Origin of the sequence: Arthrobacter sp. B2a2-09 (assembly GCF_027587375.1) — a bacterium.
In the GTDB taxonomy this organism is placed as follows: domain Bacteria; phylum Actinomycetota; class Actinomycetes; order Actinomycetales; family Micrococcaceae; genus Arthrobacter.
The window spans coordinates 259,686-280,426 of record NZ_JAMXIC010000003.1 but is presented as its reverse complement, the minus strand read 5'-3'; the positions used below and the strand labels follow the sequence as shown (position 1 = coordinate 280,426).

At 62.7% G+C, this 20,741-nt stretch carries 18 protein-coding genes; 14 read left to right on the top strand and 4 right to left on the bottom strand.

Going from position 1 to position 20,741, the window contains the following annotated elements:
- The first annotated feature begins 187 nt into the window (after positions 1-187).
- From NFJ07_RS05310 to NFJ07_RS05295, 4 genes are all read left to right on the top strand, one after another.
- The gene (locus NFJ07_RS05310) at positions 188-1,456 is read left to right on the top strand and encodes an ABC transporter substrate-binding protein (protein WP_269993003.1); all 1,269 of its coding nucleotides are present in this window, start codon (positions 188-190) and stop codon (positions 1,454-1,456) included.
- Positions 1,457-1,537: 81 nt separating this feature from the next.
- Positions 1,538-2,521, top strand: coding sequence for a carbohydrate ABC transporter permease (locus tag NFJ07_RS05305; protein WP_269993001.1), 984 nt, complete (start codon positions 1,538-1,540; stop codon positions 2,519-2,521).
- Positions 2,521-3,408 carry a carbohydrate ABC transporter permease gene (locus NFJ07_RS05300; RefSeq protein ID WP_269993000.1) on the top strand — a complete coding sequence of 296 codons (888 nt, stop codon included), beginning with the start codon at positions 2,521-2,523 and terminating at the stop codon, positions 3,406-3,408. The genes NFJ07_RS05305 and NFJ07_RS05300 overlap by 1 nt, the downstream gene beginning before the upstream one ends.
- A gap of 41 nt (positions 3,409-3,449) precedes the next feature.
- Positions 3,450-5,204 (top strand): DUF5605 domain-containing protein, encoded by a 1,755-nt coding sequence (locus NFJ07_RS05295; protein WP_269992999.1) that lies wholly within the window; start codon positions 3,450-3,452, stop codon positions 5,202-5,204.
- Between the two features lie 39 nt (positions 5,205-5,243).
- On the opposite strand, the gene NFJ07_RS05290 is transcribed toward NFJ07_RS05295, so the two are convergent.
- A complete protein-coding gene (locus NFJ07_RS05290) occupies positions 5,244-5,684 on the bottom strand; it encodes a VOC family protein (protein ID WP_269992998.1) in 441 nt (146 codons plus the stop codon).
- Between the two features lie 225 nt (positions 5,685-5,909).
- Between NFJ07_RS05290 and NFJ07_RS05285 the strand changes: the two genes are divergently transcribed.
- The 3 genes from NFJ07_RS05285 (at position 5,910) to NFJ07_RS05275 (ending at position 8,264) form a co-directional block, all read left to right on the top strand.
- Positions 5,910-6,809, top strand: a complete 900-nt coding sequence (locus NFJ07_RS05285; protein ID WP_269993098.1) for a phosphotransferase — start codon at positions 5,910-5,912, stop codon at positions 6,807-6,809.
- Positions 6,810-7,140: 331 nt separating this feature from the next.
- Complete coding sequence (locus NFJ07_RS05280; protein ID WP_269992997.1) at positions 7,141-7,785, top strand: NADPH-dependent F420 reductase; 645 nt, start codon at positions 7,141-7,143, stop codon at positions 7,783-7,785.
- A gap of 197 nt (positions 7,786-7,982) precedes the next feature.
- Positions 7,983-8,264, top strand: coding sequence for a hypothetical protein (locus tag NFJ07_RS05275; RefSeq protein WP_269992995.1), 282 nt, complete (start codon positions 7,983-7,985; stop codon positions 8,262-8,264).
- Between the two features lie 515 nt (positions 8,265-8,779).
- Here NFJ07_RS05275 and NFJ07_RS05270 read toward each other — a convergent pair.
- The 3 genes from NFJ07_RS05270 to NFJ07_RS05260 form a co-directional block, all read right to left on the bottom strand.
- Entirely contained in the window at positions 8,780-10,291 is a 1,512-nt protein-coding gene (locus NFJ07_RS05270) for a GntT/GntP/DsdX family permease (protein WP_442865292.1), read from the bottom strand.
- Positions 10,288-10,836 carry a gluconokinase gene (locus NFJ07_RS05265; RefSeq protein ID WP_269992994.1) on the bottom strand — a complete coding sequence of 183 codons (549 nt, stop codon included), beginning with the start codon at positions 10,834-10,836 and terminating at the stop codon, positions 10,288-10,290. Before NFJ07_RS05265 ends, NFJ07_RS05270 begins: the two co-directional genes overlap by 4 nt.
- A gap of 110 nt (positions 10,837-10,946) precedes the next feature.
- Positions 10,947-12,221 (bottom strand): MFS transporter, encoded by a 1,275-nt coding sequence (locus NFJ07_RS05260; protein WP_269992993.1) that lies wholly within the window; start codon positions 12,219-12,221, stop codon positions 10,947-10,949.
- A 228-nt stretch (positions 12,222-12,449) separates the two neighbouring features.
- Here NFJ07_RS05260 and NFJ07_RS05255 point away from each other — a divergent pair, with 228 nt between their 5' ends.
- From NFJ07_RS05255 to NFJ07_RS05225, 7 genes are all read left to right on the top strand, one after another.
- Positions 12,450-13,295 carry a sugar phosphate isomerase/epimerase family protein gene (locus NFJ07_RS05255; protein ID WP_269992992.1) on the top strand — a complete coding sequence of 282 codons (846 nt, stop codon included), beginning with the start codon at positions 12,450-12,452 and terminating at the stop codon, positions 13,293-13,295.
- 42 nt (positions 13,296-13,337) lie between these two features.
- The gene (locus NFJ07_RS05250; RefSeq protein WP_269992991.1) at positions 13,338-14,345 is read left to right on the top strand and encodes a Gfo/Idh/MocA family protein; all 1,008 of its coding nucleotides are present in this window, start codon (positions 13,338-13,340) and stop codon (positions 14,343-14,345) included.
- A 40-nt stretch (positions 14,346-14,385) separates the two neighbouring features.
- Positions 14,386-15,246, top strand: a complete 861-nt coding sequence (locus NFJ07_RS05245; RefSeq protein ID WP_269992990.1) for a sugar phosphate isomerase/epimerase family protein — start codon at positions 14,386-14,388, stop codon at positions 15,244-15,246.
- 24 nt (positions 15,247-15,270) lie between these two features.
- Positions 15,271-16,437 carry a Gfo/Idh/MocA family protein gene (locus tag NFJ07_RS05240; RefSeq protein WP_269992989.1) on the top strand — a complete coding sequence of 389 codons (1,167 nt, stop codon included), beginning with the start codon at positions 15,271-15,273 and terminating at the stop codon, positions 16,435-16,437.
- 112 nt (positions 16,438-16,549) lie between these two features.
- A complete protein-coding gene (locus NFJ07_RS05235) occupies positions 16,550-17,596 on the top strand; it encodes a LacI family DNA-binding transcriptional regulator (RefSeq protein WP_269992987.1) in 1,047 nt (348 codons plus the stop codon).
- A gap of 89 nt (positions 17,597-17,685) precedes the next feature.
- Positions 17,686-19,092: a glucuronate isomerase gene (gene uxaC, locus NFJ07_RS05230; protein ID WP_269992985.1), complete on the top strand. Its 1,407-nt coding sequence runs from the start codon at positions 17,686-17,688 to the stop codon at positions 19,090-19,092.
- Between the two features lie 86 nt (positions 19,093-19,178).
- Positions 19,179-20,498, top strand: a complete 1,320-nt coding sequence (locus tag NFJ07_RS05225) for a mannitol dehydrogenase family protein (RefSeq protein ID WP_269993095.1) — start codon at positions 19,179-19,181, stop codon at positions 20,496-20,498.
- Positions 20,499-20,741 lie beyond the last annotated feature (243 nt).

The following is a 20,741-nucleotide window of genomic DNA, read 5'->3' as shown; positions in this document are numbered from 1 at the left end:
TGTAAGTTTACGTTCGCCTACGCCGGGTCAACTTCAAAATAATTGGTCAACCGGTTGACGTGGGTTATCGATAACCCACATACTCGTTATGGGCTAGGTCACACCCGGCAGCGTTCCTCAACAAGGCGCTTTGGCCGAGGTACCCGTGACAGAGCACCCTCAACTCAAACTACGAAAGGACGCGAAGATGCGTTTGCTAGCCAAAGGCGTAGCAGCATTGGCCGCCGTCGCGCTGCTTGCCGGCTGTGGTGCCAGTGCGTCAACCACTTCGAACGATTCCGGAAAGACCACCGTCACGTGGTGGACCATCAACCAAAGTTCCCCCAGTGCCGACGCACAGATCGACAAGATCATCACCGACTTCGAGGCAACCAACCCCGACATCAAGATCGAGCGGACGTCACGGGCGGTCGACGCCCACAAGGACGCCCTGCGTACAGCCATAGGCACCTCCGCCGCCCCTGACATCTACAACTATTGGGCGGGCCCGGGCCTCGGTGGGGAGCTGGTGAAGGCCAACGCCAGCGCGGACCTCACGGAATACTACAAGCAGTACAACTGGCAAGACCGCTTCACCGGGGCCGCCTTGAACCCGGTCACCCAGTACGGTGGCTACCAGGGCGTGCCATGGAAGCTCAACGGCGAAGCCCTCTATTACAACAAGGCCTTGTTCGCCAAGGCGGGCATCACCAAGCTTCCGACCACCATCGATGAGCTCAACGACGCGGCCGCCAAGCTCAAGGCTGCCGGGATCACCCCGATCGAGTTCGGCGGAACCGTCAACTGGCACGTCATGCGGTTGCTGGACACCTTCCTTGAGGGCTACTGCGGCTCCGCCAAGTTCGACCAGCTGGTCACTAAGAAGGCGAACTGGGGCCAGGAAGACTGCGTGACGAAGTCGTTCACCAACCTCGCAACCTGGTCCAAGGACTACCTCAACCCGGGCTTCATCGGAATCAACAACGACGAATCCTCGGCCCTGTTCTACAACGGCAAAGCCGCCATGGCCCTCGAAGGCGACTGGTTCAACAAGAACATCAGCGACCAGAAGGTCAACATGGATGACTTCGGCGTCTTCCCGCTCCCCACGGGCACCGGACGCCTCTACGGATTCGAAGAAGCCGAATACATTACGAAGGACAGCCCGCACAAGGACGCCGCGGCCAAGTTCCTCGACTACCTGACCTCCACAAAGGTCCAACAGGAAGTTCTGGGCACCTTTGCCACCCAGTCCGTCAACAAGGCAGTCACACCCAAGTCCGGCGGGAACGCCTTGAGCACGTCCTGGGACAGCATCTTCAAGAATGCCAAGGGCCTGTACATGAACAATGACCAGAACCTGTCCCAGTCGAGCACCACTGAGTACTGGCGGATCCAGAACCTCGTGGCAACCGGGGGCATGGACCCGAACCAGGCTGGCGCCGAATTCCAGAAATTCCTGGACTCGAACAACTAGCCCGACGACGGCGGGGTGCGGCCGCCCGCCGCGGCCGCACCCCCTCGCTCCACACCGTTTTCACGAACCAAAGGCAAACCCTTGACCAAGCTCACAGCCACGCGGCTCTCCGAAACACCGGGGCTGAATCCGCGGCCTTCACGCAAGAAACCATTGCTCAAGAAACCATTGCTGAAGCGCATCGCCAAAGGCGGCTTTGTCGCCGCACTTCCTTTCCTGGCCCCGGCCCTGGCAGCCTACGTTGTCTTCGTCATTGGCCCCATGTTCAGCGCCGTCCGCCTGAGCCTGTATAAATGGTCCGGTTTCACCACCGACCAGCAGGTTTTCGTCGGTTTCCAGAACTACGTCCGCTTGTTCACCAAAGACCCGGTGTTCTGGACGGCAGTGCAAAACAGCATCATCTGGGTTCTGTTGTCACTCGTCATCCCCACCAGCCTTGGGCTGATGATGGCGCTGGCACTCAACCGCCCGGTCTTTGGCCGCAACGTGTTCCGTTCGGTCTTTTACATCCCCGGTGTGCTCGCACCGATCGCCATCGCCAACATGTGGCGCTGGATGTACAACCCCAACTACGGCATCTTCTCGGACATCTCCAAGACGCTGCACCTCGGCGACGGCTCCGGAGTGACGTTCCTCAGCGACCCCAAGGTGGCCATCTACGCCGTTTTCGCGGCCTTCGTCTGGCAGGTCGCCGGGCTCAACATGGTGCTGTTCCTCGCCGGCCTCCAAAGCGTTTCGAAGGAACTCGTCGAATCGGCGAAGCTGGACGGCGCGAACGCGTGGCAAGTGTTCCGGAACGTGACCCTTCCGGCACTCCGGCCGACCGTCGTCGTCGTCCTGGTCCTGACGATCGTGAACTCCATCAAGGTCTTCGACTTGGTGGTCGGCATGACCGGCGGCGGGCCAGCCCAGAAGTCCCAGGTCCTGGCCCTCTGGTCCTACACCCAGTCCTTCCTCAACCACGACTTCGGACTCGGCAACGCCACCGCAACCGTGCTGCTCCTCATCACCCTGGTACTGGTGATCCCCTACATGATCTGGTCGACCAAAGGAAACGAAGACTAATGTCCACCCTGACCATCAGACGCCGCACCCAAAGGGTCGACCACACACCACGCCCCCGCCGGAACGTCGACTACATCCGCGTCGGCCTCTGGATCGCCTTGGCCATCTGCATGCTCGTGTGGGCGATGCCCCTGATCTTCGTGGTGCTCACCTCGCTGAAGACCGAGAACCAGATCTTCTCCACGTCCTCGTTCTCCCTGCCCAGCAGCGCCGAATGGGCAAACTACGCCAAAGCACTCGCCACCGGCAACCTGCTCACGGCCGGCGGAAACAGCCTCCTGATCGCGGTGATCAAAGTCCCCATCGGCTTGTTCATCTCGGCCGCGGCGGCCTTCGCCCTCTCGCGCATCAAGTTCAAGTTCAGCCGCGGTCTCTTGGCGGCCTTCGCGCTCGGCTCCATGGTCCCGATCCAGGTGGCACTCGGCCCGCTGTTCCGCACCATCCTTGACCTCGGGCTGCTGAACAACCCGCTCGGGGTGATCCTTCCCTACATCGGCTTCGGCCTGCCGTACCAGATCTTCATCCTCTACGGCTTCTTCACCTCCGTACCGAAGGAAATCGACGAAAGCGTCAGGGTCGACGGCGGCGGAAACCTCCGATTGTTCCTGCAGATCATCCTGCCGCTGTCCAAGCCCGCCCTCGCGGCACTGTTCATCCTGGACTTCGTCTCCACGTGGAACGAATACGCCATCGCGCTGGTGATCCTGCAGAACAAGGCCTCACAGACCGTCCCGTTGGCCATTCAGAGCTTCCAGTCGCAGTTCACCAGCTCGTACGGGCCGCTCAATGCCTTCACGCTCATGTCCATCCTTCCTGTGGTCATCATCTACCTGCTCTTCCAGCGCTACTTCGTCCAAGGCATGTTCACCGGCGCAGTCAAGGGCTAAGCGCCCCCTTGCAGCGACCCACCACAACCCAGAGAGAAACGATGCAAACCTTCACCACCACGACGCCGCTGTTCGAAGTCATGCGCGACCCCTCCGCCCACGGGATCATTTCCGCGGAAATCCCCGAGCTCGCAAACAACCCGATCCTGCACACGCTGTACCACTACCCACTCGGCCTCATCCTGGGAACCGAGGAACGGCTGCAGGGCGATGTCGCCCGCCGCGAGGAAATCCTCGCACGCATCACCGCCCTGACACCGGCCCCCGGCGCCCACGCGAACAGCAAGCCGACACGTTCCCGCGCACGTTCCGACTACGAGCCCGAGGACACCACGGAGGCCAGCGCCAAGGTGACCTTCCCGTCGTCGGGCGCCAAATGGGCCGCCTTCGAGATCGAGCTCATCGGCCCCCGCCACGGCAACCCGTTCACCGACGTCGAACTCAGCGCCGAATTCTGCAGCAGCGGCACCTCGCTCACCGTCCCTGGTTTTTACGATGGCGACGCCACCTACCGCATCCGGTTCCTGGTTCCCGAATCGGGAACCTGGTCATTCACCACAGCTAGCAACGCCCGTTCCCTGAACGGCATCAGCGGCGCCTTCGACGCCGGTGCGGCTGCGTCCCGCGGCGTTGTCCGGGTCGCCGAACAGTTCCATTTCGCGTACGACGACGGCGCCCCTTACGTTCCGATCGGAACGACCTCTTACGTGTGGACCCACCAAGGCAACGCTTTGGAGGAACAGACCCTGAAGTCCCTCGCGGCCGGGCCATTCAACAAAATGCGCATGTGCGTCTTCCCCAAGTCCTACCTGTTCAACGAGAACGAACCCGAGATCTACCCCTACGAGGGCTCCGTTGAAGCCGGCTTCGACTACCTGCGACCCAACCCGGCGTTTTGGCGGCATTTGGAGCGTCGCATCGATCAGCTCGAGGAGCTGGGGATCGAAGCGGACCTGATCCTCTTCCATGCCTACGACCGGTGGGGTTTCTCCGCCATGGGCCCGGACGCAGACGATCTGTTCGTCCAGTACGCGGTCGCCCGCCTCGCGTCCCGCCGCAACATCTGGTGGTCCCTGGCGAACGAGTACGACCTCATGTTCGACAAAACAACCGATGATTGGGAGCGCTTCGCGGGCATCGTCACCAAGAACGATCCCAACCAGCATCTCCTCTCCATCCACAACTGCCGGGACTTCTACGACCACTCCCGTCCTTGGGTCACCCACTGCAGCATCCAACGGCGCGATATTTACAAGACTGCCGAAATGACCACCGAATGGCGGGAGCAGTACGGCAAACCGATCGTCATCGACGAATGCGCCTACGAAGGAAACATCGATCAAGGTTGGGGAAACATCACCGGCGAGGAAATGACGCGCAGGTTCTGGGAGGGGGCGGTCCGGGGCGGGTACGTCGGCCACGGCGAAACCTACATGGATCCCGATGACATCCTTTGGTGGGCCAAGGGCGGGGAGCTCAAGGGAACCAGTCCCGAGCGCATCGGCTTCCTTCGCCGGATCCTCGATGAGGCCCCGGGCGGACGACTCGAGCCCCTCGAAGGAAGCTGGGACGTGCCCAGCGCCGGCATCGAGAACGAGTACGAACTCATCTACTTCGGTTTCAACCAACCCACCTACCGGCGCTTCGTCAAACCGCAGGACCTGACATATGAGATTGACATCATCGATACCTGGAACATGACCGTGGACACCCTTCCCGGCACGTTCTCCGGCCGGTTCAGGATCGAGTTGCCGGGCAGGCAGTACGTAGCCGTGCGACTGCGCGCTGTGGCCTGACGTCCGAGCGAACGGTGATGCCGCTACGAGGTGGCTGCGTCAGCTGATCCGCTCGGCGAGGGCCACGGTGATTCCCTCTGGACCACGCACGTAGGCCATCCGCCACGCTCCCTCATACTGGCCGATGCCACCGACCAGCCCATACCCCTCGGCGGACAGCCGGTCGACGTGCGCCTGGAGATCATCGACTTCGAAGGACAAACTGCGCAGCCCGAGTTCGTTGGCCATGGCGGCAGGCGATCCCGGCGACGGGTCTGGCCGGACGAAGCTGGAAAGCTCCACCCCTGTTCCTCCGTCAGGTGTCCGCAACATGACGATCTCTGTACGGGAATCCGGGATCGCTATGACCGTGTCGATGAACTCGCCCTCCACGAACGTCCGGCCCTCGATCTCGAGCCCGAGTCCAACGAAGAACGCCGTCACGTGGTCGAGGTCTTCAACGGTGACACCGACGTGGTCGAACCGCATGATGCGCGACATGGGAAGCCCTCCAAGTGTTCGTTTACGCGGCTGTTCGTTTACCGGCCCGGGAGGGAGCCTACCGCGGACTTTACGTCGGTTTCACGCCGGGAGAAAGACTCCTTGCTGAACTGGGCGGGAGTCCGTGTGCGGGTAGGGACGCTTTGCAGGATGGAGGGCCCGGGGGAGTCCCGGCACGCTTGCCGGTTGGCGGGCACAGCCTGTGCGTAGGCTTGGGGAGTGGCGATGCATGAGGATCAGCGCAGTCTGGGTCGGTCTGAAGCTGTGCTTCTGGTGCGGGGGCTGTTTCCTTCGGTCGCCGAATCGGAAGTCACCGCCGTTGAGAGTGCCGGGACGGTTAATTACCTGTACCGGGTGGGAACAAGGTGCGCCGCCAAGTTCCCGATGCAAGGCGGGGACGCTGGCGAAGCCCGCGCAGTCCTTCTTGCAGAACACGCTGCGATGCGCGAGTTCGCCGCAGTGAGCACCGTGCCGTCCCCTTTGCCAGTTGCGATTGGTGAGCCTGGCGGAGAATACCCGTTGCCCTGGTCTGTCCAAACCTGGATCGAGGGCGAGATTGCGACCCCAGCCTCGGCCGCGTCGTCGGCATCCTTCGCCCTGGACCTCGCAGCGCTCATCGCGAGTCTTCGTCAGGCGGACACAAAGGGTCGCTCGTTCTCTGGCGAGGGTCGCGGAGGGGAGCTGGTTGCGCATGATGGGTGGATCTCGCAATGCCTGCAACAAAGCGAAGGACTCTTGCCGGTGGATCGGCTCCGACGGGCCTGGGCATCGCTCAGATCGCTGCCTCGCCACGGTGACGATGTCATGTCCCACAAAGACCTCATTCCCGGAAACGTAATCCTTAGGTCCGGTCGCCTCGCGGGCGTCCTCGACACCGGTGGCTTCGGCCCTGCCGACCCTGCGCTCGACCTCGTTGCCGCATGGCACATGCTCGACTTCAGCCAACGGGACACCCTCCGCACCAATCTCGCGCTCGGGGACCTCGAATGGAGGCGGGGCGCCGCCTGGGCCTACGAACAAGCGATCGGGCTCGTCTGGTACTACGCCGACTCGAATCCCACAATGAGCGCACTCGGGCGGAGCACACTCGATCGCCTGCTCACGGATCCCATCTTGGGCTTGTAAGACGATGGTGTCCCGGTGGGCCACGTTCCTCAGGTGAATTTGGGTGAATTTGGTGAATTTTCGACGAAAGTACTCGCGTTCCAACCGGCGTCGGGCTGGTTTGGAGTTCGGGGGCTTACTTGCTGATGGGTTTATTCAAGGCAAGGCTTCAACGGCGAGGACCGCGTGTATGCACACCCTATGTTGGCCATTAGTAGAAGGCCTTACCATCAGGACAGGGCACTTTGCCGAAAGTGCGCTGGGTGATGTCCCGTCTCACCTAAAGTGACCCAGTCTCTCCACAAATGAACCATTGGGCCAAACTTTCTATCACCATAATCTGGAGGTTGACGTGACAACTGCAATCATTGGAATCGGTAACATCGGGTCCCGGGTCGCCCGCAATCTTGTTCAGGGCGGCGAGCCGGTCGTCTTGGCCGCCCGCGATCAATCCGGTGCTGCATCGTTGGCCGCTGAGCTGGGTCCGCTCGCGAGCTCGGCAAGCGTTGCCGATGCCGTATCACAGGCTGACGCTGTCCTGATGGCCGTGTGGCTGGACACTGAGAAGGAACTCATCTCCGACTTGTCACAGAAACTGGTCGGCAAGGTGGTAATCGACCCGACCAACCCGATCGGGCCTGATGGCCGCGGCGGATATACCAATACGCTTGCGGAGGGCGAATCAGCAGCCTCGATCGTCGCAAATCTGCTCCCTGCAGGTGTGCACTTCGTGAAGGCTTTCGGCTCGTTGGGTGCCGATGCGCTGGGCTCGGCAGCCAACCGGCCCTCCGGGCGGGCAGTCCTGTTTTACGCAACCGACGACGACGCAGCGGCCGAAACGGTGGAGAGGCTCATTACTGCTGCTGGCTTTGATCCGGTCAAAGCCGGCGGAATCGAGGCGGCCGGCAGGCTCGAGCTGATGCGAGGCGACCTTCACCAGAATGGCGGGCTTGGTGGAAAGCTTTTGAACGCCGACGAGGCGCGTGCCGCCCTCTAGTGGTGGTCGGGGCCGACCGGGATGGAAAGAGCCACACCGCGATTCGAGCTCTGCTATTCACGGTGACTGGCCTGATCCTCCCGGGCACCGAATCCCCTTATGAGTTCCAGTGGTAGTGGCCATTCCTGTCTGGGCCTTTGCCGCCGCAGACGTAGATGTTGCCGGCGGCCGAGACCCCTTGCATTCCTACGTCCGCATTGGGGCAGAAGGCGCCAGGGATTACGCCTTGCACGACGTTTGTTGCCGGAGCCGGAGCCGGGGCCGGAGCCGGCGGTGCTGCGGGCACGGCGGGTATGGGCGCCGGCGGTGCCACGGGGGCCGCTGGTGCTACCACCGGGGGTGCGGGTGCGGCAGGTACCGCAGGCGCTGCGGGTATGACCGCGGCTGTAGTTGGCTCGACCGAGACGAGCTGCGTCGGAGTGGGCGTCGGCGTCGGGGCGGGCGAAGCGCTGGGTGCAACACTCGGAGTCGACGTGTAAGTAGCTGAAGGCGAAGGGCCGGAACTTGCCAACGCGGTGGAGGGTTGGCTTGGGAGGGAAGGCTGCACATGCGAAGCCGGCGCAATAGGGGTGGCAGCGACGGCTCCGCCCATAGCGACGAAACCAATAACCAGGCTTCCCGCAAATGCCGCGAGGCCTATCTTGCGGCTCGGGAGGTGGGCCCAGGACCGCCGTCCAGTGACCATTGTGTACAGGGTCGTGACGAGGAGGAAAAGGAAGAGGAACAGGACCCATACGGCGGGGGCGCCTGTTGTAAAGGTCAAAATCAGCAGAAGCAGCGTAGCGGCCAAGCCCACCTGAGTCGAACGGCCAAGAGATCGAATGGTTTTCAAACTATTCCCCAAAATATGTGAGAGCCGGGATGGGACGCTCGCGATTGATAAGTCCACTTAGTACTACAGGATAAAAGTGGCATTTTCCATGCAAGAAACGAAATTCGCCCCGTCGTGTCGCTCACGGCGGTGGATCCCGGCTTCGTCTTAAAGGTGCCTTGACTACACGAAAACGGATAGCAGCAGTGTGAATCCGAATCCCACGACGGAAATTATGGTTTCCATGACCGACCAGGTCTTGATCGTTTGCCCGACCGTCAGTCCGAAGTATTCCTTGACCAGCCAGAAGCCGGCATCGTTCACATGGGAGAAGAATAGCGATCCGGCCCCGATGGCGAGTACAACTAGGGCTAATTGAGCCGGCGCCAGGCCGGTTGCCAGAGGGGCGATGATCCCGGCCGCTGTCACCGTAGCAACGGTCGCCGAGCCGGTGGCGAGACGAATCAGCACCGCGATGATCCACCCCAGCACGAGGGCCGACAGGCTGGCGGCTACCGCGATCTTGGCGATCGCGGTTCCGGTGCCGCCGTCGACGAGCACCTGCTTGAAGCCGCCGCCCGCGCCGACGATGAGCATGACCCCGACAATCGGCAACAGGCTCTCGCCGATCTTCTTCGTCAGGGTGGAGGCGGAGAAGCCCACCCTTGTACCGAAAGTCACCATAGCCAGAAGCACCGCTACGAGCAGCGCAAAGACCGGATCACCGATGAAGTCCAGCAAGGGGCGCAGCGCGGCGCTTTTGTCCATCCAGATGTCTGCCCCGGCTTTTATCAGCATGAGCACCAACGGCGACAGCAGGGTCACCAGGGTCCAGGCAAAAGACGGGCTGCGCGTGGCTTGCGGATCCTGTGCCTTACCTACGGGCGCGTCGCCGCGCGAACTGGCGGCTTTTGCACCAGGGCCTTTGGAGCCGGCTGGCTGGGAGTTCGCGCCAGCTCCGACGGTGACTGCCAAGCCAGCGCCAGCGGCGCCGATCGGCACCATTCGAGCGGCGAGGCGGCCAAACAACGGACCGGCAATGATGACAGTGGGAATGGCTATAAGCAGGCCAAAGGCAAGAGTCACGCCGACATTGGCGTGTAGGATGCCGATTGCCGCCAGCGGACCGGGGTGCGGAGGGATGAACCCGTGGAGCACGGACAGGCCCGCCAGGGCCGGAATACCAAGCCGCATCGCCGGACCCTTGGAACGGTGCACGGCCAGCATCACGACGGGTATGAGTAGCACGAGCCCGATCTCGAAAAACATGGGGATGCCGATGATGCCTGCGATCAGCGCCATCTTCCAAGGCAGCGTTGCAGGCCGGCCATGGAGAAGTGTGTCCACGATCTTGTCCGCACCGCCGGAATCAGCCAACAGCTTGCCAAGCATGGCTCCCAATGCGATGAGGACACCGACGTAGCCCAGTACGCCGCCGACGCCATTTTCGTAGGAGGTGGTCACCTTGTCCAAGGCGATGCCGGACGCAATGCCGACGAAGAGGGCGCCGATGCTGAGTGACAGGAAAGCATGCATCTTTGCCCAGACGATCAGCAAGACGACGATCGCGATACCGATGGCCGCCACGACAAGCACTTGGGTGTCATGGCCGTTCCATGGCTGATTCATCGCGTCTGTGGTGGCGTCGGTGGCGACCCCGGCGAAGGGCCTGCTGAGGATGGAGATTCCGTTCATGGTTCTCGTCCTGTTCCGCTCGGCCGCAGGCCGAACTTGTCCATGATTTGCTGGGCAATCAACCCTGGACCCGGACCAACGTCGATCCGGATTCCGGGTTCACCCGGGGACAGCTCCTCAAGGTCTGCGAACTGGCTCCCCAACATACTGGCGGGCATGAAATGGCCGTGGCGTTCGGCCAGCCGTGCGCTGATAGCCTCGGGCGTCCCGTGCAGAAAAACGAAGACGACACCTGAACCCCGGCGATTAATGATGTTTCGGTAAGACCGTTTGAGTGCCGAACAAGTAATGACGCCGTTTTCCCCATGATCCAGCCTCCGGTCGACCCACTCGGCAACCCTCTCCAGCCAGGGATATCTGTCCTCATCCGTGAGCGGATGTCCCGCTGCCATCTTGTCGATGTTTGTTTGGGGATGCAAGGCATCACCTTCTTCGAAGGACCAGCCAAGCCGCCCCGCAAGGAGGGCGGCAACTGTGGACTTGCCGGAGCCGGAAACGCCCATGACAACCAGCACAACCGGTTCGGTCAGAGGGGGCGTCGCCATGTCCAGAGGGTCCATGGAGCCCATCTTGGCAGTACGTGCGCCTCTGTGCCATAGCGAATCGCAGCCGGACTTCCCCGCCCAGACGGAGGGCGCGCTGGCCTGCCGACGGCTCATTCGGGGCGCTGTTCGATCTCGGACAGCAGCGGCAAGGCTCGAACGGCTATGGAGGCGACAATCCAGCATGCTGAAGTCACGACGCCGAAGGTAGCGACGGCGAGTACGGCGCCGGTCGGAAGGAACAGGGCCAGAACTCCGGCCAGAGCTGCGCCTACCGGGTCGATGCCCCACGTGAGGACCCTGCTGGCGGAAGAGAATCTCCCGAGGGCTTCCTGCGGAATAAGAAGCTGTTTGAGTGTTTCGGTTCCGGTGATGTTGACCATCACGCAAGACGCCCAGAAACCGAGCGAAAGCCCGAGGAGAAGTACGTTCGCGACGGCTTGTCCAGGAGTGAGTAAGAGCATGCCGAGCCCGGCAAGAGCAGGGAACATGAAGGTTGCCACCAGAGCCCGGACAGGCCGAAACCTGTCCCAGACCCAGGGGGCGAGCAGCATGGAGAGCAGGCCGATGATTCCGCCGACAGCTCCGGCGATTCCGATCTCGGCCGGCGTCATGGATCCAGTCCGCAGTGCATGAGTGACATAAACCGACTGGATCGCCGTGGTGAATAGGTTGAAATGGGCAATCGACAAGGTGACTGGCCACATCACGCGATCCCGGACGAGAATCGCGAATCCTGAACCCAGCGACAGGAAATAATCCCTGAAAGTGAATGTCTCCGGCGGCGCCTGCCGATCTTCCCGCATCCGGCCAATCGCCAGGGCTGACAACAGGTACGTGATCGCATCTGAAACAAAGAGGGCCACAGGTGAGAGCAGCTGCAGGAGTATTCCGGCAGTCGCTCCGGCTCCAATGTCGCCAGCGGATCGGACTCCGGCGACCCAGGTGTTGGCCGTCGTCAGCTTGGAACGGTGGGCGACGTTCGGGAGTAGGGCTGCAAACGCGCTGTCGTAGAGCCCGGTCAGCCCCGACACCACGAAAGCCGCAATCACGAGGGCTAACAGTGACAGGTTTCCCGTGAGGAACAGGACCGCCATCGCACCGAGAACCAATGCTCGAAGCCCCGACATCAGGGACATGAACCGCGTCCTGCGCACCTTGTCAGTCCATGGCCCCAGAAGCCCGAGAAAGACCACGGTTCCCAGTCCTGCTGCCGCGTTGATCCACGCGACGTCCGAGGCGGAAGAGCCGAGGATCTGGAGCGCCACGATGGGAATCGCGAACAGGGTGAGTTGGCTTCCGAAGAACGACACCGCTTCGCTCCACCACAGCGTGCTGAAGTCGCGAGTCCAAAGCTTTGTGGAGCTGTGCGTTATTTGATCAGTCATGAGAGGCCCCCTGTCCGTGTTTGAGAGGATACGGACACCGCTCCCGCGAAACATACCATTCGACCCGATTCTTAGTTTGCTTGGCGGCCACTGCAAGTTGCCAATATTTGGCAATCGGTTGTCAATCAATGCCGAGGTGGCTAGACTCGAGGGCGAACGCATGCCCGTGAATTACGTACTTGGCGCTATTTGCCGCCATGCGGGCGAACGGATCCAAAGGAGATTTCCGTGACTGAAACCAATGCCGTGTGGAGCCTGTCCGGTTTCGGCGACGAAGTAGATCCCGATCCCGCGGTTCAGGCCGCCGTCCTGCTGGCCCTCGGTGCCAGCCATATCGAGGTGCGCAGCGCGTGGGGCACCAATGTCTCCGAACTCGAGCCGGAAGCTGTCGAGCGGCTCAAAGCCATCCTGGACGAGAAGGGCCTGAAGGTTTCGGCGGTCGCGAGCCCCATCGGCAAGATTGACGTCAGCGTGCCCGTGGAACATGAGCTCGACCGGCTGCGGCAGATCATTTCGGTGGCCAAGGGCCTCGACACCAAGTACATCCGCATCTTCTCCTTTTACCGGGCTGAAGGGCAGAGCCAGGAAGACATCCGCGACTCAGTCATGGAGCGCATGACCGCCCTCACGAACGAGGCGGCCGCGTCCGGCGTCGTCCTCCTGCATGAAAACGAAAAGGGCATCTACGGCGACACACCCGAGCGCGTCTTGGACATCATGGAGACCGTCGATTCGCCCGCCCTGCGCGTTGCCTGGGACAGCGCCAACTTTGTCCAGGTTGGCGTCAAGCCCTACGCGGAGGCTTACGCAGTGCTGCGTCCCTACCTGGAGTACTTCCAGATCAAGGATGCAGTCTCAGGCACAGGTGAAGTAGTGCCTGCCGGTGAAGGCGACGGCGAACTGGACGCCACCATCGCCGCGCTCAAGGCTGACGGCTTTGCCGGCTTCGCTTCGCTGGAACCGCACCTTGCAAGCACCCACGAGCTGGGCGGATTCTCCGGACCTGTCGCCTTCGGCTCGGCGGCGCGCGCCTTTGCGGCGCTCGCAGCCAAGAACGGTGTTGCCCTCGCCTGAGGGCCTGTAGGTTCAAAGGAAAACATCTTTCGAGGGAGAAGAATGCCTACAGCAGCAGTCATCGGTTGCGGCGATGTATCGAGTGTGCACTTCGGCGCGATCGCCAAAATGGACGATGTTGAACTCGTGGCAGTCTGCGACACCGACGCCGGACGCCTCCAGACGGCAACGGCCGCATACGGCGTTGCAGGGTACGCAGACTACCTGGAGATGCTCGAGGCGGTGAGGCCCGACGTCGTGCATATTTGCACTCCGCACCACCTGCATGCTTCGCTGGCTGCGGACTGCCTTGAGCGCGGCGTCAACGTGATTGTCGAGAAGCCGCTCGCCCACACCCTTGAAGAGGGTCGCCGGCTGGTCGAGGCGGCCGAACGGAGCACGGCGAAGATCGCCGTATGTTTCCAGAACCGCTACAACGCGACGTCGCAGGCCATGCGGAGACTGCTCGACGACGGCGGGCTGGGTCAGGTTCTGGGCGCCTCGGCAACCGTGATGTGGCACCGGACGGCCGAGTACTACCGCGACAGGCCGTGGCGCGGCACCTGGGCTGAAGGGGGCGGAGGCCTCATGATGAACCAGGCCATCCACACGGTGGACCTGCTCCAGTGGTTGGTGGGCGACGTGACCAAGGTGGAGGGCCACGCCTCCACGCGCTCCCTGGGCGGCGTGATCGAGGTGGAGGATACGGCGGAATTCATCGCCGGGCACGCCAATGGTGCGACGAGCGTCTTCTATGCCACCCTGGCGAACGCCACCAACGCGCCGGTGACGCTGGACATCGTGACCGAAAAGGCCACCCTCAGCCTCCGGGGCGACCTTATTGTCAGCTACGCCGACGGCACCGTGGAAACCATCCCGGAACGCGCCTTGGAATCGGGTGGGCGCGCGTATTGGGGCGTATCCCACGAACTCCTGATCAAGGACTTCTACGCCAAGCTCGGGGATCCGGCTCCGTTCTGGATCAGCCCCGCGGAAGCCGAAAAGTCACTCAGGATCGTCAAAGACATCTATGCCCAGAGCTACCCGGAGATTTCCGGGCAGGTGGGCTAACCACGCGGCCCATGAGGGCCCGGAACTAACGGAGGACAAAGTGGCCAAAATTGGCGTACAGGCAATGATGCTGAAGGGCAGTTTTGCCGAAGTCGGGGCGTTTGAGACGCTCCGCAAGGTCAGCGCAATCGGGTACAACGCCGTCGAGATTTCCCAGATCCCGATGACACCCGAAAACGTCGCGGAATTGGACCGCTCCCGCAGCGAACTGGGCATGGACATCGCGGCGCTTTCGGTCGCAATGGAGACGCCCAAGGGCATGCCGGGCGACTCGCTCAAGGACCACTTCGACAAGATCGTTGACGACGCAAAGCGACTGGACACCCACCTCCTGCGGATCGGCATGATGCCGTTTCCGGCAATGAAGTCGATCGACGCCGTAGTGGACTTCGCGAAGCAAGCCAACGAATACGCCGAAAGTCTCCGGGAACATGGCATCGGCTTGTATTACCACAACCACCACATCGAGTTCGCGAAGTTCGACGGCAAGTACATGCTGGACATCATTGCCGAAAACTCTCCGGCCATGGGCATGGAGATCGACGTGCACTGGGTGCAGCGCGGCGGCCTGGACCCTGTCCGGACCCTGGCCAAGTACGCCGGACGCACTGCCATGGTGCACCTGAAGGACTACCGGATCGGCGAGTTGCCGGAGCAGGCCTTCGGGCTCCTGGAAACGGGGGACTTCATGGGCTTCATGGCCGAGTTCAAGAACGTGGTCCAGTTCGCCGAAGTGGGTGAAGGCAACCTTGACTTCCCGTCCATCATTCCCGCTGCCCAGGCTGCCGGCGCGGAGTACTTGCTCGTGGAGCAAGACGAGCTCTACGGCCGCACCGTGTGGGAAGCGCTGCAGACCTCCTACGACAACCTGGTGGCCATGGGCCACGCCGACCTCTTCTAACCCCACTACAACGGAGATCCACTCATGAGCAAGAAAGTACGCCTTGGCATCATCGGCCTGGGCCAGCAGGGCGGCACGTACGCCAAGTTCATCACGGACGGAATGGTCCCGAACATGGTAATTGGCGCCATATGCGACACCGACCCCGCAAAAAAGGAACTGGCAGCCTCCCTGTACCCTGATGCGCCTTTCTACGACGACTACATCGCCATGCTTGAAGGCGGCGACGTCGACGCGATCGTCACGTGCGTGCCCCACTACCTGCACCCGGAAATGGGTATCGAATCGCTCAAGCGCAACATCCACGCCCTCGTGGAGAAGCCTGCCGGTGTCTACACCAAGCAGGTCAAGGAGCTGAATGAGTTCGCAGCCTCCAAGCCTGAACTTTCCTTCGGCATCATGTTCAACCAGCGCAACAACCCGCTCTACAAGAGGCTCAAGGAGATCGTCGACAACGGCGAGATCGGCAGCATCCGCCGCACCAACTGGATCATCACCAACTGGTGGCGTCCTCAGGGCTACTACAACTCCAGCGAATGGCGTGCCACGTGGGGCGGCGAAGGCGGCGGCGTCCTGGTCAACCAGGCACCCCACCAGCTCGACCTGTGGCAGTGGATCTGCGGCGTGCCGAAGTCGGTCTACTCCAAGGTGGCGTACGGATTCCGGCGGGACATCGCCGTGGAGGACGAGGTCACCGCCGTCGTGGATTACGGCAACGGCGCCACGGGCGTCTTCGTCACGGCCACGCACGACCTCGTGGGCACGGACCGCTTCGAGATCCTGGGCGATCAGGGCAAGATCGTGGTGGAAAACAGCAAGACCGCCACAGTCACCCGCCTGGTCAAGCCCGAGCGTGAACTCAGCGACGGCATGGACATGGATGATGTCCGCAAGCTCTTCATGGGCGAGTTGAAGTCTGAGGACTACTACACCACCGAGGTCATCGAGTTCGAGTCGGCCTGGGGCGGACAGCACGCCGGCGTCCTGGAGAACTTCGCGGCCAACATCCTGGACGGCACTCCGTTGTTGGCACCCGGCTCGGACGGCATCAAAGGCGTCCGCTTGGCCAACGCCATCCACCTGTCCAGTTGGACCGGCAGGGAAGTCTCCCTGGACTTTGACGAGGAGGAGTACATGCGCGAGCTCAATAAGCGCATCAGCGAAGAAGGCAAGTTCGCCGAACGCTCTTAGTCAGCAGGCACTCAAGCGGGGCATCTAGCAGGGCATTAAGCAGGGCGGTCGCCGGCCGAATGGCACGGCAACCGTCCTGCTTTTTGTTGCCATGCCAGATTACGATGGAGCCGTGACTGAAGCGACGAATTCCGGAGCAGTAACTCTCCCCGCCAAACGCGGACGCGGGGAGAGATCCTCGCCGACCATCTACGACATCGCAAAGCTCGCGGGAGTCAATCCGTCTACGGTCTCGCGCGCGCTGAGCAAGCCGGGGCGGGTCAGTGCCAAGACCCAGAAGATCATCGAGGATGCCGCCGAGCAGCTGAACTACCGGGTGAATCCCTTCGCCCGGGCACTTCCCACCGGCCGCACCCAGACGATCGGACTCATCGTCGCGGATATCACCAACCCGACGTTCTTCGACATCATCCGCGGTGCGGAAACCACGGGATCCGCCCGGGACTACACCCTGGTGCTCGCCGAGTCTGCGGAGTCGCCTGAAACCGAACTCATTGCGGCCCGCAGGATGTTGAGTACCGTGGACGGCCTCATTCTGGCGAGCCCGCGCATGGACGACGAAGAGATCCGGGCCTTGGCTGCGGACAAACCGGTGGTCGTGATCAATCGCGAAATAGAGGGAGTGCCATGCGTGGTCCCCGACGTCAACAAGGGGATCAGCCAGGCCGTCCGGAGCCTTGCCGCCAACGGCCACCAGGAGCTCGCTTATGTTGCGGGGCCGCCGCAGTCCTGGATGTCGCGCCGCCGCTGGGAAGGCGTCCAAGCTGCCTGCGATTGGTACAAGTTGGGGGCGGTTCGCTTGGAATCGTCCAAGCCAACCGTCGACGGCGGCCGCCAAGTAGCGCGCGACGTCCTGGCGAGCGGTGCGACGGCGGTGATCACCTACAACGATCTCCTCGCCATAGGCCTCATGCAGGAGCTTCAGGCCGCCGGCATGCACGTTCCGGACCAGATCAGCATCGTGGGTTTCGACGATATCTTCGGGGCAGACTTCACGACGCCGGCGCTCACCACCGTGAGGTCGCCGTTGGGGGAGTGCGGTTCCCGCGCCGCAGCCCTGCTGCTGGACATGTTGCTCGGCCACGATGGGCCCGCGGGAGCAGTTCGCGTAGACACGGAGCTCGTGGTGCGCGGCTCCAGCGGACGGCTGATCGCCTAGTTTCGTGTCGATCCGCGAGGACGTTGCAACGAGATGGCAATAGTTGGCAACCGGTTGACAGTTTGACTCTTCCGACTGAAAATTGAGCTATGTCACAGTCGATCGCAGCCAATCCTGACCGGCTCCTGCCCGCGGATCCCGGGACGCGCAGCATTGCGCGCTCCCTGCTGGAGCGCGTCCAGGACCTGCCCATCATCTCCCCGCACGGCCACGTTGACGCCGCCGTCATCGAGCACAACACCCCGTTCCCTGATCCGGCCGCGCTCCTGGTCAGCCCGGACCACTACGTCACCCGACTGATCCACGCCAGCGGAGTCCCTATGGACAAGCTGCTCGCGGGAGGCGCCAACCCCTCCGAATCGCGGGAGATCTGGCGGACTTTCGTCCAGGCCTGGCCCCTCTTCGAAGGCACTGCCTCCGGGTACTGGCTGCGCACGCAATTCGACAGCGTGTTCAAGCTGGGCGCGGACCTTGGCGAGATATCCGCCGACGCCAGCTACGATGCCATTGCCGCCAAGCTCGTCGAGCCCGACTTCCGTCCCCGCCAGCTCTTCAAGGACTTCAACATCGAAGTCCTTGCCACAACGGACGATCCCCTGGACAGCCTCGCCAGCCACAAGGCCATCGCCGAGGACCCCTCCTTCAACGGCCGCGTGCTGCCGACCTTCCGTCCGGATGCGTACCTGAACATCGCGCACCCGGCCTGGGGTGCCAACGTCGAGCGGCTTGTCGATTCCGCCGGCGACGGCGCTACCGGCTACACCGGCTACATCAAGGCCCTGGAAAACCGGCGTCGTTATTTCGTGGACCACGGCGCGGTCTCCGCGGACCACGGCGTCCTCACCCCGGCAACGCTCAAGCTGGACCGGGCCGAAGCCGAGCGGATCTTTAAGCTTGCGCGCGCAGGCAAGGCCACGGCCGTGGACCGCAACACCTTCGAAGCCCACATGATGTACCAGATGGCCAGGATGTCCGTTGAAGACGGCCTGGTCATGACCATCCACCCGGGTTCCTTCCGTAACCACCACCAGCCCACCTTCGACGCCTACGGCGCGGACACCGGCCACGACATCCCGTTCGCCACCAACTACACCGAAGCGATCCGGCCCTTGCTTCAGGATTTCGGCACGGCCAAGGACTTCCACCTGGTGCTGTTCACCTTGGACGAGACGGTGTTCTCCCGCGAACTGGCGCCGCTGGCAGGGTTTTACCCGTCCGTGTACCTCGGCGCGCCGTGGTGGTTCCTCGATGCACCGGATGCCATGCTCCGCTTCCGTTCCGCCGTCACCGAGACCACCGGCTTCTCGCGGTCCTCGGGCTTCATCGACGACACCCGCGCATTCTGCTCCATCCCGGCCCGGCACGATGCCTCCCGCCGGATCGAAGCATCCTTCCTCGCCCGCCTCGTTGCCGAGCATCGTGTCAGCGAAGACCGCGCCCACGAAATCATCGTCGACGTCGTCGACTCCTCACCACGAAGGGTTTTCAAGCTGTGACCAACGAACCCGAGCAACCCGCGGACCTTCCCCGCTTGAGCCGTGCCATCAGGCCCATCGGCAAAGCCCCGGTGCGCATTGTGCACATGGGACTGGGCGCCTTCCACCGATCCCACCAGGCTTGGTACACCCAGCATGCAGGCGACGCGGCGGAGTGGGGAATCGCCTCCTTCACCGGCCGCCGCCCTGATGCAGCAGAGGTCCTGGCCGCCCAGGACGGCCTGTATACCGTGGTGGAGCGTTCGGACGCCGGTGATTCCTTCGAAGTCATCGGCAGCATTGTCGAGGCTGTTGACGGTGCCGACGTCGAGCGTTTTGTCGAGCTTGTCGCCGCGCCGCTGACTTCGCTCATCACGCTCACCATCACCGAGGCCGCCTACCGGCTCGGGGTCGACGGCAAGTTGGACAGCCAGGCGCCGGACGTCGTCGCGGACCTCGCCGTGCTCGCTGACGGTTCTTCCGGAAAGCCGACGACGCCGCTGGGCCGCCTGGTGCTGGGTCTCTCCGCCCGCCGCGACGCCGACGCCGGCCCACTCGCCGTCGTCTGCTGCGACAACCTCTCCAACAACGGGACCGTTGCCAGAAGCGCCGTGATGGGGATGGCCAAGGCCTTCGATGCCGGGCTCGCCGCCTGGATTGACGTCAACGTCAGTTTTGTCAGCACTTCCGTCGACCGCATTACGCCGCGCACTACTGACGCCGATATCGACGCCGTCGCTGCCGCCTGCGGTTACCGCGACGAGTCACCCGTGGTCGCCGAGCCCTTCCACAACTGGGTCCTCAGCGGGGACTTCCCCGCGGGACGCCCGCACTGGGAAGACGCGGGCGCCGTCTTCGTGGACCAAATCGAGCCGTATGAGAACCGCAAGCTGTGGCTCCTCAACGGCGCACACTCGCTCCTCGCCTATGCGGGCCAGCTGCGCGGCCACAAGACCGTGGCCGAAGCCCTCGCCGACGATTTTTGCCGACGGGCCGTGGAGGACTTTTGGGATGAGGCCGCCTCCAGCCTGCACGGTGAGGACTTGCGCATCCCTGAGTACCGGGCTGCCCTACTGGAACGCTTCGGGAACTCCCGGATCGCTCACCATCTGGCCCAGATAGCCATGGACGGCAGTACGAAGCTGCGCATGCGGGCTCTGCCGGTGCTCCGCGCCGAGCGCGCCGCTGGCCGCAGCGGCCAAGCCGCTGCGCGGATGATCGCGGCCTGGGCTGCCTACACTGCCACGGCAACAGGCCTCCAGGACCCGCAGGCGGCAGAGATCGCCGCCGCGAACCTCCTCCCGGGCCGTGCCCGGCTTGAGGCTCTGCTCGGCCTCGTGGATCCGGATTTGATTGCCGACGCGGCGATCGTGGACCTCGTTGAGGGTTTGGCCGAGACCTTCGCGGTCGCTGGCAACCTCAGCTAATCCGGCAGGCACTTTCGACGGCGCCCGTTGCCTTCCATGTGAAGGCGACGGGCGCCGTCATTTAAGCCCGGACCAACGCTCGCTCACTTATAGCGGTCTTTTCCCCAACGCTCGCTCACGTATGGCGGTCTTTTGGCCAACGCTCGCTCACTTATGGCGGTCTTTTCGACAACGCTCGCTCACGTCTGACGGCCATTTCGCCAAGGCTCGCTCACGTCTTGTGAGCGAGGATTTGGCCGGCAG